Annotated in this window: 14 protein-coding genes and 1 pseudogene; 2 read left to right on the forward strand and 13 right to left on the reverse strand. The window is 60.3% G+C overall.

The window, feature by feature from the left end; translation table 11 throughout:
• Window positions 1-123: 123 nt before the first annotated feature.
• Window positions 124-846: a helix-turn-helix domain-containing protein gene (locus tag ACFHWW_RS05145; RefSeq protein WP_379937529.1), complete on the reverse strand. Its 723-nt coding sequence runs from the start codon at window positions 844-846 to the stop codon at window positions 124-126.
• A gap of 198 nt (window positions 847-1044) precedes the next feature.
• Between ACFHWW_RS05145 and ACFHWW_RS05150 the strand changes: the two genes are divergently transcribed.
• Window positions 1045-2046, forward strand: coding sequence for an MBL fold metallo-hydrolase (locus ACFHWW_RS05150; protein WP_100673315.1), 1002 nt, complete (start codon window positions 1045-1047; stop codon window positions 2044-2046).
• 408 nt (window positions 2047-2454) lie between these two features.
• Here the strand turns inward: ACFHWW_RS05150 and ACFHWW_RS05155 are convergent, their stop codons facing one another.
• The 12 genes and pseudogenes from ACFHWW_RS05155 to ACFHWW_RS05210 all read right to left on the reverse strand — a co-directional run bounded on the left by ACFHWW_RS05155 (window position 2455) and on the right by ACFHWW_RS05210 (window position 13313).
• Complete coding sequence (locus ACFHWW_RS05155) at window positions 2455-2640, reverse strand: hypothetical protein (protein WP_100673314.1); 186 nt, start codon at window positions 2638-2640, stop codon at window positions 2455-2457.
• A 225-nt stretch (window positions 2641-2865) separates the two neighbouring features.
• A complete protein-coding gene (locus tag ACFHWW_RS05160) occupies window positions 2866-3048 on the reverse strand; it encodes a DUF3606 domain-containing protein (RefSeq protein WP_027992259.1) in 183 nt (60 codons plus the stop codon).
• A gap of 395 nt (window positions 3049-3443) precedes the next feature.
• Window positions 3444-4844: a carbohydrate ABC transporter permease gene (locus ACFHWW_RS05165; RefSeq protein WP_379937530.1), complete on the reverse strand. Its 1401-nt coding sequence runs from the start codon at window positions 4842-4844 to the stop codon at window positions 3444-3446.
• Window positions 4841-5929 carry a carbohydrate ABC transporter permease gene (locus ACFHWW_RS05170; protein ID WP_379937531.1) on the reverse strand — a complete coding sequence of 363 codons (1089 nt, stop codon included), beginning with the start codon at window positions 5927-5929 and terminating at the stop codon, window positions 4841-4843. The genes ACFHWW_RS05165 and ACFHWW_RS05170 overlap by 4 nt, the downstream gene beginning before the upstream one ends.
• 63 nt (window positions 5930-5992) lie before the next feature.
• Window positions 5993-7210 carry an extracellular solute-binding protein gene (locus ACFHWW_RS05175; RefSeq protein ID WP_379937878.1) on the reverse strand — a complete coding sequence of 406 codons (1218 nt, stop codon included), beginning with the start codon at window positions 7208-7210 and terminating at the stop codon, window positions 5993-5995.
• A gap of 135 nt (window positions 7211-7345) precedes the next feature.
• Window positions 7346-7517: pseudogene (locus tag ACFHWW_RS05180) on the reverse strand (electron transfer flavoprotein-ubiquinone oxidoreductase); the annotation flags it as partial.
• 37 nt (window positions 7518-7554) lie between these two features.
• Complete coding sequence (locus ACFHWW_RS05185) at window positions 7555-8496, reverse strand: electron transfer flavoprotein subunit alpha/FixB family protein (RefSeq protein WP_379937532.1); 942 nt, start codon at window positions 8494-8496, stop codon at window positions 7555-7557.
• A 116-nt stretch (window positions 8497-8612) separates the two neighbouring features.
• Complete coding sequence (locus ACFHWW_RS05190; protein WP_379937533.1) at window positions 8613-9362, reverse strand: electron transfer flavoprotein subunit beta/FixA family protein; 750 nt, start codon at window positions 9360-9362, stop codon at window positions 8613-8615.
• A 16-nt stretch (window positions 9363-9378) separates the two neighbouring features.
• Window positions 9379-10236, reverse strand: coding sequence for a sugar phosphate isomerase/epimerase family protein (locus tag ACFHWW_RS05195; protein ID WP_379937534.1), 858 nt, complete (start codon window positions 10234-10236; stop codon window positions 9379-9381).
• 1 nt (window position 10237) lies between these two features.
• Window positions 10238-11386, reverse strand: a complete 1149-nt coding sequence (locus ACFHWW_RS05200; RefSeq protein WP_379937535.1) for a dihydrodipicolinate synthase family protein — start codon at window positions 11384-11386, stop codon at window positions 10238-10240.
• Between the two features lie 8 nt (window positions 11387-11394).
• The gene (locus ACFHWW_RS05205; protein ID WP_379937879.1) at window positions 11395-12171 is read right to left on the reverse strand and encodes a 3-ketoacyl-ACP reductase; all 777 of its coding nucleotides are present in this window, start codon (window positions 12169-12171) and stop codon (window positions 11395-11397) included.
• On the reverse strand, window positions 12171-13313 hold the full coding sequence (locus tag ACFHWW_RS05210; RefSeq protein ID WP_102763180.1) for an acyl-CoA dehydrogenase family protein: 1143 nt from the start codon (window positions 13311-13313) through the stop codon (window positions 12171-12173). The genes ACFHWW_RS05205 and ACFHWW_RS05210 overlap by 1 nt, the downstream gene beginning before the upstream one ends.
• A gap of 159 nt (window positions 13314-13472) precedes the next feature.
• Here ACFHWW_RS05210 and ACFHWW_RS05215 point away from each other — a divergent pair, with 159 nt between their 5' ends.
• Window positions 13473-14489, forward strand: a complete 1017-nt coding sequence (locus ACFHWW_RS05215) for an aldo/keto reductase (protein WP_379937536.1) — start codon at window positions 13473-13475, stop codon at window positions 14487-14489.
• Window positions 14490-14503 lie beyond the last annotated feature (14 nt).

A 14503-nucleotide genomic window follows, 5' to 3' on the forward strand; every position in this document is an offset into this window, starting at 1 on the left:
GCGCCCCACATGCCGCACACGCAGTTTCTGCTCTTCGTCACTCATATTTGGTGTCCACCTATTTTAAGTGGACACTTCATGCGGCAGAGGCATCAACGAGAAAAGGCGCATGGAAATGAGCGCTTACGCTTGATCCGCGAAGCCCGCGGTGTGGGCGGCCGTCGTAAAGTTGCTGCCGTTCACGATCTCGCTTATGGCCACACGCATCCGGTTCCAAGCGCGGTAGCGACGGAAAGGCACACCCACCTCTCGGGTGAATACGCGCTGAAACTGCGACGGTGACAGGCCTAGGCTCTTTGCGAGCGGCGGTACCGAGGTGAGTTCGTCCGAGTGCATTCGCAGGTAATCAATAGCCGCTGCTATGCGCGTGTCTCTGCTTCTCGAGGCCCGCCGTGCGGAAAAGCCGAGCAAGTCCTCCAAAGCCAAGCCGGCCCATCTGGCGGCGGCCCTATCCTCCCACAGCTCGCGCATGACGGAAACCTCGCCACTGCGCCCCATGAGAACTCCGTCCACTTCCCAACTGTCGCCGGACAGCGGCACAAGTGCTTCGGTGCCGCCTTGCTTTGGTTCGATGTAAAATACCGCCAGTGGATAGCCGCCGAGATCAAGCTCGTGAAGCACACCAGCGGGAATGACCGCCGTACGGCACGAGTGCCATTGGCCCCCATGGATCCGCAGCCAGAATTCGCTGTAGATTCCAGCCAGGAAGACGGGAGCGCCATGCTGGTGGAGCTTGTTGTACTCGAGAGGACCTACAAAGAACGTATGCACTTCATCCACGTGCCAAAAGGGGCGGGGGATGCCGTCCGGAGCAGCACGTTCATACAAGCTATCCGGTGCCGACATAGCTAACCTCCCAATACTTGAGACCACCTAACCTCATCCCGATCGCGGGACTGCAGTGTAGGTGAACCTCGCAGAAATGGAACGACCTGTGCTGGAGCGTTCCGCAGTCAGATCGGCTGCGGCGAACGCGGCTCACTGCTTCGAGCGCAGTGGGAGCGCTCCAGCAGAGATCAGTACCCACGTGGAGGATACCGCATAATGCTTCTACCCCACCTATCTCGACGACAGGTTCTGACCTCCGCCGCTTCGTTGATAGCAGCTCCGGCCATAACCGGCCTGTGCGGTTCGGCGGCACAAGGTGCTGGCATGCCACTCGGTCCGTCTATGCCAACGCACTACCGTTTCAAGCTGGGAAGATTTGAAGTGACCAATATCCTCGATGCCGGCCCCGTGCTCGATGGACCGTGGCCGATCGTCGGGCAAGATCGCCCGCAGACCGAGGTCGAAGAGTTGATGCGGCAAAGCCTGCTTCCCGAAAGGAAATTTCGGCCGGGCTTTACCCCCACAATCGTGAACACGGGCAAAGAGCTCGTGCTCTTCGATACCGGCAACGGCGAAAACGGTTTCGTCCCGCGGCCCAATGGCGGCTGGCTAGCAAACCTGTTGGGCCCGGCCGGCTTTACGCCGGAGCAGATCGACGTCGTGGTCCTGACCCATGGCCATGCTGATCATATCGGCGGCCTTATCGAGGGTGGAAGACCACTATTCCCGAACGCGCGATATGCGATCGGGGATGCGGAGTTCGATTTCTGGTCGGCCGAGGACCGTCTCGCGGCTTCTCCCAGCGACAACGAGTATGTGTCGGCAAAGCTCTTCGCCAGCAATGTCATTCCCTTGGCCGAACGTACAAGCTTTATCAAACCGGGTGGCGACGTAGTTCCCGGCATTCGTGCGGTTGAGGCCTATGGGCATACACCTGGCCACCTTGCGTTTCACATCGAAAGCGAGGGCAAACAACTGCTCGTCTGGGGCGATTGCGCGCATCACGAGGTAGCATCGCTTGCGCATCCCGAGTGGCACGCTTTTTTCGACATGGATAAGGCCAAAGGCGCGGAGACCCGGCGGCACATCTATGACATGGTTGCAACCGACCGGCTTCCAGTCGCCGGATACCATACGTCATTCCCCTCGCTCGGGTTCGTTGAGCGGAAGGATAGAGGTTATCGTTGGCTGCCGATTTCCTATCAGTTCAGTTTATAGGCCCCATTGCAACAATGTCAGAGTGTGACCTGATTGTCTCGCATCAAGCCTACGGCCGGGAGCCATTCCCTGATCCGTGCAGTGAGGGCTACGATGCGGCGTATTGGCCGTCCAAGGGCAGCCGACAATGCCTCGGCCGCTTCTTATATCGCGCCCGCCGGATACCGATTCTTCTGTAGCGCGCAGCGTTCTCACAATTTTTCGTACTATAACTGGTAGTCACGCGCGCTGCGAGTCGCTCATCCCACAGTGTGCATGCATTTCTGCAGCGAAGGCGTTTTCGGCCGCCCCGGTCGAGGCCGCACCGACGTGCGAACTGACGTGTCGAGCTAAACCTATCGCTACATAGACGGGCTTAGCGCCGTCTTTTTCGTTCGGTGTGCGCCCAGGGATGCCCTCGCCCCACCCTTAATACCTCCACTTAGGAGCGCGCTTTGCGTTGTGAAGCAACTCGCGAGCCGTGGCAAACCGGCCGAAGAGGCGGGTCAAGCGCCGTTTTTCTTCTTCGCACAAGTTTTGCCGTCGGCAAAACTCCGGCACTGACAACATTTTGGTTGCAGCCTCTGTTATTGCGGCTTGCGGCTGAAGCTCCATAGAAATCCTCCATCCCATGACGCGAGCACACTACCAAAGCCTAATTTAGCTAGAAATAAACTAAGACATGTGCTGAGATTTTTTATCTGCAGTCGGGTTTCAGACATAATACAAGCAGTCGCTCAGTCCCAGCATTCGCATAACGCCAAAGGCCGCGACAGGGGCCTGGCCGTCCCGGTAAAATAGATAGAAGCGGGCTTTAAGCTTGGTCGCACACACCTGCCTCTAGCCCTTCAGGCGGCTGGCCGCTTTATCGGCAGCGTCGCGGTCGTTGCCGTGCTGTTTGATGATGCGGCGTGCATCCGCTGCAGCGATGCCGTGCTTTCGCGCGAAGTAGTCGACCTCGTATTTCTGGGTGCCCGATACCAGTCGGCGGTCAGCTGCCGTCTTAGTCTTGTCGTCCGCCATCTAAGGCCTCCTTCCGTTGACTAACCAACAACGCAGACGGGAATCGCAGGTTCCGCGCCTCCTGCCATCACGACCACTAGATCCGAACACACGATAGGGAGCTGGCGCCATGACATTTGCACGCGTGTAAACAGGAGAGTTGGAGTAGGTGCCGCGGTCGGTTTCAGCGTTTCAGCGGGCAGTCTTCGTCGAACAGCAGCTCGCAATGCGGGTCGAGCTTTCGGCTGCCCCGGTTCTGCTATCTTTCTTCTCGGTACGGGTTGGCCTCGTTTTGGCCGCTATCCGGGATCCGCGCATCGCAAAAGTTGCCGTTGGAAGCACTGCGTTATGAAAAATGGATGCGGCCAGCAATCCGCACTCCGGCACTCACAAATGGACGGCTTTGGGTGGTATTACTATGTGGTGCCCTTGGCGAACTGAGTGGAGACAATGTGCCGCTGGAAGAGCACGAAAAGGATAACGACTGGCACGATCGAGATGAACGCACCGGCCAAGACGAGTCCCCAATCACCCTGCACACCCCCGAACGAACGACGTAGACTGAGAAGCCCGACTTGGACCGTCAACGCTTCGGGCGGGCTGGTGATGAGGACGAGGGGCCAAAAGAAGTCGTTCCAGGCGCCTTGAAACGCGAGAATCGCGTTGACCAACAAGGCCGGTTTGGCGTTTGGCAGAACGATCTTGCAGAACACTTGAAAACGGCTGGCACCGTCGACAATTGCAGCTTCCTCTATCTCTCTTGGAAACCCCTCGAAAAACTGTTTCATCAAGAGGACGTTAGCTGAAGCTACGAAAACGACGATTACGCTCCAGGGTGTGTTCAGAAGCGACAGATCCCTGAAAATCAGATAGTTTGACACGAAGGTCACTTGCGCCGGGATTGTCATTGAGAAGAGTGCTGCAGCGAATAGTAAGCGGCTGCCCCTGAACTTAAGCCGCGCGAGCGCATACCCCGCAAGGCTAGCGACGACGAGCGTCAGGACCAGGCGCCCAGTTGCGATCACAAGACTATTGCCCAGCCAGCTTCCAAGCAGGCTCTTCCCAGTCTGCAGGTCAGCGGTCTCGTTTATCACCCTCCGGTAGTTGTTGAAGATCAACCCAAGAGCGCCTGGTGTGATGTTGTCCCAGCTCAGCAAACGTCCGCGCCGCTCGGATCGGGATGGCGAAATCGGACTGTCGATAAGAATTTGAGAGGTCGGGGCGGTAAGATTGAGGGGCGTACGTTCGATCCAGGGGCCATTCTGGCGGTCGGTGCGGTAGGTGATCTCATAGACGAATGTCCGCGTCTGCCAACCCTGCCGAATTCCCTTCTCGTCACGAGCCTGCATCGTTGCCGCACTGGAGCTTCTCAATGCAATTGACGCATAATCCGCCGCATAATGCCGCATGAGCGCAGCGGCGATGCCCGAGCCCGGGCGGCGGCGAGGAACCTCGGCTCTGGGTTCAACAATCGTAGCATCGGCGGGTGCCGCGTACGTCACGCTGAAATCAACTTTGGCGCCAGGAGCAAGTCCTCCCCACAAAGCGTCACCCGCACCCTCCTGTCCCAAGCGAGCGGCGGCGATCCATGCGGCCGGATTGAGCTGATCGAAATAGATGCGGAACGGTCTCTCGAGTGGATCGACTTTCAAGCTCGCTATAAAGGCAAGAGCGAATGTCCCCACCATGATGGTCGCGACGGCAAGAAAGGCCAGATATAGCCAGGCGCTCGCCGCAAGCTGCCGCCGGCGAAGCGCGCCAGCCGGTAAACGGCGGCGCAAGGGAGGGACTTTAGCAGCCGGCGTGCTCGCCATCATTCGCCCTTTTCCTTCACGCCGAGCGATTTTTGCACGTAGACGGCTGTGATTGTAAGGATGCCAAGGACGAGGGCCGCAGCACTTGCCATACCGATTCTCGAAGAGGCGCCTGCGGGAAAGGCGTTCTCATAAACGTAGTAGGCAAGCGTTACTCGACTTGCGAGGGGAGCCGCATCTCCTAAAATCGCAACCTGGTCAAACATTTGTAGGGTACCAATGACGCCCATCGTCACGACGGCAAAGGTTACCGGCCTGAGCGCCGGCACGGTTATGTGGCGAAATCGCTGGAAAGCGTTGGCTCCGTCGACCTCAGCCGCATCGTATAAGCTGCTCGGGATTGACTGCAGGCCTGCCAGGAACAACAGCATCAGCGTCGGGACCGTCGTAAAAACGTTCATCAACGCCACGGACCACAGCGTGACCGGCATGAAAAGGAAATGGCGCTGCGTATTTAGCCAGGAAATAGGCAGATTGTTGTCGAAAACAGACAGCAATCCCGCGAGGGCACAGGAAACAGCAAGCGCCAGCGCGCCTACGGCGGCGACGAGCAGAAAGAATGGATCGAAGATCGAAACACCTTCGTAGTTGCGTCGCGCGTTGAGAACCAGGGCGCCGTGCAGCGCAGCCATGCCCACGAGGAACAAAAGGATGTGCTGGCGATAAGCAAGCACGACGCTGACGATTGCGGTCATGAAGCCATCTCCCTGAAAAAGCCAGAGAAAGATAAGCGTCATGGCCGCACTGGACATGATCGATGGCAGGTAAAACACCGTCCGAACGAGTCCCCTCGCCCGGACGGCATGGTTCACGAGAACCGCCAGAGCAAGTGCGAGCACGGTCTGGGTCGTTGTGACAATGAGCGAGAAGCCGATAGTGTTGCGCAAGGCGAGGAGGAAAAGTTCGTCGGAGACCAGTGCAGTGTAATTGGACATCCCAACAAAGCTTGGAGCCTCGAACAAGTCGAAATCGGTAAAGCTGTAGTAAGCTGTCCGCACAATCGCGTAGACGAAAAACAGCATCATCGAGATTGTAAAAGGCAATACGAAGAGCCAGCCGCTCCTCTCTTCTGACCTTGCTCGTGACATGCATGCTCCTCCCGCAGGCGCCTGCTTCGCGCGTTCTCTAACCGTGGCAAGCCCGAGAGAAACTTACTTGGCGAGCATCCGATCAAAGGCGTTTTGTGCCGATGGCAAAGCTTTGTTCGCATCCTCCTCCCCGAGGATGACAGAATTGAGCGCAGCATTGATCGGCTGCATCCATCTCCCACCGACGTCTCCGAAAAAATACGGCGTAACGTGATCGTCCGAGAGGCCTTCAAGGACCACTCGGCTTGCGATCTGTTCAGACTCGCCGCCCCGCAGCCAGGGGTTGTCAGTCAGACTAGTCCGGCTCGGGAGGGCCAGCCCCTGCTCCAAAACCCATAGCTGAGCCTCCTCGGTGGTTAGGAGCTCGGCGGCTTTTGCAGCAGCCTTACTGACCTTCGAGGCCGCGTTGACGGTCCAACCGACGGAGAAGACGATATTGCCTCGTTTGCCGCTTTCAGGGTCTTTCGGCATCCGGACAGTGCCGAGATTCATGTTTGGAGCACTATCGCGCAACGCGCTGAGTATCCAAGCACCCTCTATCGCTACGGCAGCCCGCTCGGACGCCAAGCAACCGCCAGTCCAGCTGTGTCCCGCGTCGGCGGCCATAACGGCGGCCCCGGACTTCACGAGGCCGGTATAGAAATCGAAAGCCCGACGAAAGCGCTCATCCAGGACGGTTTTTCCCCGAGTATCAAAGGGGGACCATCCTGTCGATAATGCAAAGGCGCCGAACCGGGCATATTCCGGAACAACACAGAGACCATCGACCTCCGGAAGCGACTTGTGCACGGCCACCAATTTCTCTTGCAGCGTAGTCCACGTGTCGTCGTTGCTCGGATAATCGACTCCCGCGTCATCGAAGATGTCCTTGTTGAAATGTATGGCCAGCGTATTGAAGTCCTTGGGGATCGAGTAAAGCTTCCCATCGTAGGTGAAGGCCGTGAGAAGATTGGCTGCAAAACCAGAAACGTCGCTTGTTACCGGTGCGGCTTGACCGGCGCTGAATACTGACCGCGCCCAAAAGGTATCGACGTAAAAAAGGTCTGGAGCGGTGCCCGCCGACAGGCCGTTGATGATGAATTGCGAATAGTCGCCATCAACAGGCTCGTACTTTACCCTGATACCCTCTTTCGCGAGCTTTTCGGCAACAACGTTCGTCAATAGCCCGTTGACAATGGCGACCTCGGACCCACCCCAGCCGGATATCCGCACAGTCTCCTCAGCAGATGCCGGCAAACAGAGCATGGTCGCTGCGACGAGAGCTCCAGGACGGAACAGCATATCGGTCCTCCCTCCGAACAAAAGGCCACGTAACAGAGCGGCAGGTACGGGACAAAGGCGTCCTGCTTTTTTCAGCAGGTAGATAGCTTCATATGTGGAAACGTCGAGCGGCGGTCCCCTACTTGCAATATCGCGGAGCCTATCCGAGTATATTCGCTGCGCGGCCGCAACGCCGAGATCGAGGCGAACGCCATCGTCGGCGCCCTTCTCCAAAACTACAACGAGAGTTCCCGATGACCTGCTTCAGCCGGACCGCAGCTGCAAGACCAGCCGGTCCCGCAGCGACGATCACGACGTCGAATTCCATTCTCTCGCGCTCGGGGGGTTCAGCCTACACCGTGCCATCACATCGCCTTTTCGAGTTCCGGCAGGACGTCGAAGAGATCGGCGACGAGGCCGTAGTCGGCGACCTGGAAGATCGGCGCTTCCTCGTCCTTGTTGATGGCGACGATCACCTTGCTATCCTTCATGCCGGCGAGGTGCTGGATCGCACCGGAAATGCCGCAGGCGATGTAGAGGTCGGGGGCGACCACCTTGCCGGTCTGGCCGACCTGCCAGTCGTTCGGCGCATAGCCGGCATCGACGGCGGCGCGCGAGGCGCCGACGGCGGCGCCGAGCTTGTCGGCAACCGGGAGGATGACTTCCTTGAACTTCTCCGAGGAGCCGAGCGCCCGGCCGCCGGAGATGATGATCTTCGCCGAGGTCAGTTCCGGCCGGTCGGAGGACGACAGCGCATCGGAAACATGGGCGGAAAGGCCGGGATTAGCCGCGGCGGCAACCGTCTCGACCGGGGCCGAGCCGCCGTCTTGAGCAGCGGCAAAGGAGGCGGTGCGCACGGTGATCACCTTCTTCGGCTCGCTCGTCTGCACCGTCTGGATGGCGTTGCCGGCATAGATCGGCCGTTTGAAGGTATCGGGCGCGACGACCTCGATGATCTCCGAAACCTGGGCGACGTCGAGAAGGGCTGCGACCCGTGGCATGACGTTCTTGCCGACCGAGGTGGCGGCGGCAACGACGGTGTCGTAATTGCCGGCGAGCGAAACGATCAGCGCGGCCAGCGGCTCGGCGAGATTGTTGGCGAGCGAGGCGTCCTCGGCGACCAGCACCCTGGCGACGCCCGGAAGCTTGGAGGCTTGCTCGGCAATCCCTTTGACGTTCTGACCGGCAACCAGCACATGCACGTCGGTTCCGGTCCCACTGGCGATCTTCGTTGCCGCCGTCAGCGCCTTCGCCGTCTGGTCGGAAAGGTGGCTGTTGTCGTGGTCAGCCAGAAGCAGAATGGCCATGGTAGAATTCTCCCTTTCGATCGAGCTCAACGATCCGTTCCGGATCGGAGCTCATGAGTCTGAAGTGGTTCATGCGTTTGCCCGGAAGCCGGTGTTCACTTTCCGGACGCATGAACTTAAAGCACGCCGGCTTCGGTCTTGAGCTTCTCGACGAGCTCGGCGACCGTCTTCACCTTGACGCCGGCCTTGCGGCCGGAGGGCTCTTCGGTCTTCAAGACTTTCAATCGCGGCGCCGTGTCGACGCCGAAATCGGCCGGGGTCTTCTTGTCGAGCGGCTTCTTCTTCGCCTTCATGATGTTCGGCAGCGAGGCATAGCGCGGCTCGTTGAGGCGCAGATCGGTGGTGACGACCGCCGGCAGCTTCAGTTCGACCGTCTGCAGGCCGCCGTCGACCTCCCGGGTGACGTTGATCTTGCCGTCGCCGATCTCGACCTTGGAGGCAAAGGTGCCCTGGGCCCAGCCGAGCAAGGCCGACAGCATCTGGCCGGTCTGGTTGGAATCGTCGTCGATCGCCTGCTTGCCGACGATGATCAGCCCCGGCTGTTCGGCCTCGGCGACTTGCCTGACGATCTTGGCCACAGCGAGCGGCTCGACCTGGTCTTCGGTCTCGACCAGGATCGCCCGGTCGGCGCCCATGGCGAGCGCGGTCCTGAGCGTCTCTTCCGCCTTGGCCGGGCCGATCGACACGACCACCACTTCAGTCGCCTTGCCGGCTTCCTTCAGCCGCAGCGCCTCTTCGACCGAGATCTCGTCGAAGGGGTTCATCGACATCTTCACATTGGCAAGCTCGACGCCCGTTCCATCCGCTTTGACCCGGATCTTGACGTTGTAGTCGACGACCCGTTTCACCGTCACAAGTATTTTCATGGATTCCTACTCTCTGTCAGCAACAGTTGCGGAAACGCTCGACCATCACGTCCAGCACCTCGCCGGGATCGCGCTTCCACCAGTCGTTCGCGGAAAAGATTTCGACCTCGCAAGGGCCGCGATAGCCGGCGCTTTCAACGAATGAACGGATCGTCTTGAGATCGGCGACGCCGTCGCCCATCATGCCGCGGTCGAGAAGCACGTCGTTGGTTTCGGCGAGCCAGTCGCAGAGATGATAGCCATATATTCGCTCGGCGCCGGCACGGTTCAACTGCCGTTCAAGCTCCGTGTCCCACCAGACATGGTAGACATCCACGGCTATGCCGACATTCGGGGCAGCTATGCGATCGCAAAGGTCCACGGCATCGCGAAGCGTCGTGAGGCAGGAGCGGTTGCCGGCGTAGACGGGATTGAGCGGTTCCAGAGCCAGTTTCACGCCGCTTGCCTGTGCGCAGGGAGCGGCCTCGGCAACGCGGTCCGCAACGATCTTCAGGCTTTCGGCAATCCCTTTGGTCCCCGGATGCACGCCTCCGACGACAATCGTTAAGACCGGAGCCCCCAAGGCTGCGGCCATGTCGATCGAGCTCTTCAAGTCGTCCATGACGCTTTCGACATCCGTCGCCTGGGTGCCTACCAGAAAGGGCGTCCGGCACAGACCCGCCACGGCAAGCCCGGCGGAACGAACCCGTTCGCCGATCTCCACGGCGCGTGCGCCGATTTCGCGCCGCCAGAACACGATGCTCCCGAAGCCGCGCTCGGCACAGGCATCGATGACCTGTTCGCTAGTCCAGCCCGCACCGCGACCCTCGAGGTTGTGGCCGAGGCTTGCCGTGTTCAGTGCAAGGGCCGAGTGATCCGAAGAGAAGTCCCTCATCTCACACCCCGTAGACTGCGAGGAGACGCTTCATGCGGGTGACGGCCACTTCCGGATCGCGAAGGATACCGCATTGATCCGCTAGGCGGAAAACCTCGGTGAAATAGGGAAGCGGCCGCATCGCCTGCGCGCCGTTCAGCATCACGAAGTGGTCCTGGAAGCCGTTCAGCCAGGCCAGGAAGACCACGCCCGTCTTGTAGTATTGGGTCGGCTCCCGGAAGATCAGCCGCGCCAGCGGCACTGTCGGATCCAATGTCGCGCGGAACGCGGCAACGTCGCCTTCGCCAAGTCTCTGCACCGCAAAAGCGGCAGCCGGCGCGAGCGGATCGAAGATGCCGAGAAGTGCATGCGAAAAACCCTGCTCGTCGCCTTCAATGAGTTCCGGGTAGTTGAAATCGTCTCCGGTGTACATCTTGACGTCCGCCGGCAGCAGCCGGCGCATCGCTATTTCTTTGTCCTTGTCGAGCAGGGAGATCTTTATGCCGTCAACCTTGCGGACGTTCGCTTCGATGACCGCCAATGCCGTCTGCATCGCGGGCTCGAATGTCTCGCCACCCCAATACCCGGCAAGCTGCGGGTCGAACATGTCTCCTAGCCAGTGCAGGATGACCGGGTGATCACAGGCATCGAGCACGTCGGAATAGACCCTGATGTAATCGTCCGGCCCCCTGGCCGCCCGAACCAGCGCCCTCGACGCCATGAGGATGATCCGCCCGCCCAGCTTCTGCACCGCTTCGACCTGATCGAGATAGGCACGTCTCACGTCGTCGATGCTGTGGGACTTGGAAAGGTCCAGATGATCGGTCCCGCAGCCGTTTGCAATCAGCGCGTCCGGCAGCTCGGCTTTTGTGCGGCGAATGAGTTCCAGGGCGCCCGCCCAGTCCAGGCCCATGCCGCGCTGGGCCGTGTCCATGGCCTCGGCGATCCCGAGCCCCAGCCCCGCAAGGTAGCGGCGGAACTCCAGCGTCTTTGGCCAGTCGACGGTTGCCCGTCCTGAGGGCTCGTTGGCGGTGAACGGGTCTGCCACGACATGGGCGGCGGAATAGACGACACGAGCAGGATCGGAACCGAGGGCCGCGCCTGCTATCGCTTTGCCTGAAAGGCCGTATTCGGCCAGTCTGCCTTCGGTGTCGGGAAGAGCAATTTTCATTGGAGACCTCAAAATCGCGGAAGGAGCATGCCGGCATCTGCCGAGATCGTCTGTCCTGTCGTGTAGGGGAGCCTGCCGGAGGCGAGCGAGGCGATCACGGCCCCGACCTCCTCGGGCTCTCCGACGCGCGGAAAAAGCGTCAGCCCCTGCTCCGCGCGCTCGCGATAGGAGTCGATCACCGGAGCGGTCATTTCGGTGGCGATCAGACCGGGCTGGACATCATAAACTGCGACGTTTTCCCGCCCGAGACGGACCGCAAGCGCCTTGGAAACCATCGACGCCGCCGCCTTGGAGGCGCAATATTCCGAGCGCTGAACGGCGACCGCCACGGAATTCGACGAAGTGACGTTGACGATCGAGTGGAAAAGCGGGCTTCGCTCCCGAGCCAGAAGTCGGCGCGCGAAAGCCTGGCTCAGAAAGAACATCGCCTTGGCATTCACCCTGAGGCAATGGTCCCAGCTCTCTTCCGTCACCTCGAGAAGGTCGCCGCGCTTCAGCACGCCCACCCCCGCATTGTTGACGAGCGTCGTGAGCGGGCCGAGCTCCGCCTCGATCTTCGTAAGCGCGGCTTCGTGAGCAGCCAAGTCTGCGACGTCGAAGGCAGCCGCGATCACCCGTGCGCCGTGGCTGGAGACGCGTGCGGCAGCGGCCGCCAATTCGTCGTCGGCCGACAGCCCGTTGATTGCGACGGAGAACCCTTCCCGCGCCAGGGCTTCGGCAGCGGCAAGGCCGATACCGCGGGACGAGCCCGTCACCAGTGCCACGGGTTTCGCGGTCGAAGCAATCACGCCCTTGCCCCCTTCTTCAGAAGTTCACGCGCAATGATCATCCGCTGGATCTGGTTCGTGCCTTCATAGATCTGCGTGATCTTTGCGTCGCGATAGAGCCGCTCGACCTCGAAGCCGCGGATATACCCCGACCCGCCGAAAACCTGCACCGCGTCGGCGGTGCGCTGAACGGCCATGTCTCCGGCGAAACATTTGGCGATGGAGCAGGCCTTCGTCGCGTCAAGGCCCCGGTCGATCTTGGAGGCGGCCGAATGGACAAGAAGACGCGCGGCCTCAATGTCCTTTGCCATGTCGGCGAGCAGCCATTGCACGCCCTGGAAATCGGAAATGGCCTTGCCGAATTGCTTGCGTGTACCGGCATAGTCTACCGCCGCCTCCAGCCCCGCCTGCGCGATGCCGACGGCGAGCGCGGCGATGCCCACGCGGCCTTTGTCGAGAACGGACATCATCATGTGAAACCCGCGCCCCTCCTGACCCAGCAAAGCACCACCGGGCAGGCGCACATCGGTGAAGGTCAACGCTCCCACCTGGCTGGCTCTCTGGCCCATCTTGTGCTCTTTCGGACCTCTCTCGACCCCTGCGGAATTGAGATCCACGATAAAGATCGACATGCCGCGGTTGCCGGCCTCCTTGTCGGTCCTCGCCAGCACGAACCCGACATCGGCAACGGGCGCGTTGTGGATCCAGATTTTGCCGCCGTTCAGCATCCAGCCGTCGCCGTCGCGTTCCGCCGTCGTCCGGATGCCCGATACGTCGGTTCCCGCCTCAGGTTCGGTGATGCAATAGGCGACCTTGACGCGCATGTTCAGGACGTCGGGGAGCATGCGTTGCTGATCATCGGTCCCGTGACGGACGAGCAGCGTGGATATCAGCTCTACCAGGCCGCACTGGTCGGCAACCGACGCATAACCGCGGCTGAGTTCCTCCATCACGACCGCATAGGTCAGCGTGTCGAAACCCGGTCCGCCGAGGGGTTCGGGAACGCCGATACCGAATAGTCCGAGCTTCGCCATTTCCCCGTAGAGCTCTGCGGGGAAACGTTCCTCGCGGTCGAGCGACTCCGCCATCGGTCGGATCACTTCATCGGCAAATGCGCGCGCCATGTCGCGTACCTGCTCCTGTATTTCCGTTAGATACATGGACTTATCCCGATTTCAGTAACTATTCAGTTACATACATCGGGATGCGGCAGTCGGTCAAGCCGGAAAATCGCCGATCGCATCACGACGAGGCTTGCGCGCTGGCCCTAGCCGCGCATATTATGCACCATCTGGTTACTTACATGAGGAGGTTTGTGCATGCACCCGGGAGAGAAACGGAAGTTCGGCCGCGTGGACCTAGACGTCACCGCGTTCGGGTTCGGGACAGCGCCGCTCGGAAACATTTTCCGTGAGATCGATGAAGAGGCGTCGCAGTCCATGTTCCAGCTCGCCTGGGACGCGGGCGTCCGCTTCTTCGATACCGCGCCCATGTACGGGCATGGCCTGGCTGAGCTTCGCACCGGCCATGGCCTGCGCTGGAAGAACAGGGACGAATACGTGCTTTCATCGAAAGTCGGCCGGCTGCTGACGCCCGCCAAGCGATCGACGATCGACTTTGCCCCATGGGTGAACGCGGCGCCCTTCAGCATGCGCTTCGACTACAGCTATGACGGCACGATGCGCTCCTTCGAGGACAGCCTGCAGAGGCTGGGCCTGGAACGGATGGACATCTGCTTCATTCACGACATCGACGTTTTCACGCGGGGAAGCGAACAGCCCGAAGTCTTCGGGCAGGCCATGGACGGGGCCTGGCGAGCGCTCGATAAACTTCGGTCGGAAGGCCTGGTCAAGGCGATCGGGGTCGGTGTCAACGAATGGGAGGTGTGCCACGAGGCGTTGAGGCAGCGGGATTTCGACTGCTTCCTACTTGCCGGGCGTTATACGCTTCTCGAACAGGACGCACTCGAGGAATTCCTGCCTCTTTGTGAAGAGCGTGGCGCAGCCGTGGTCGTCGGCGGAGGCTTCAACTCAGGAATTCTGGCGACGGGGGCAAGGGAGGGAGCGAAATACAATTACGCACCGGCGCCGAAGGCCATATTGGAAAAGGTGGCGCGGATCGAGGCGGTGTGCAGGACACATGACGTGCCCCTTGGGGCAGCCGCACTCCAATTCGTGGTCGCGCACCCCGCCGTTCCCTCCTTCATGGCCGGCACACGGACGATCGAACAACTGCGCCAGAACCTTTCCTGGTTCAGCCACGCGATTCCCGCTGGGTTCTGGGCGGAACTCAAGTCCAAGGGGCTCCTGCGCGAGGATGCTCCGACGCCCGTATGAAGCGATTCAAGTGA

This window comes from Sinorhizobium sp. P24N7 (genome assembly GCF_042436655.1).
In the GTDB taxonomy this organism is placed as follows: domain Bacteria; phylum Pseudomonadota; class Alphaproteobacteria; order Rhizobiales; family Rhizobiaceae; genus Sinorhizobium; species Sinorhizobium meliloti_A.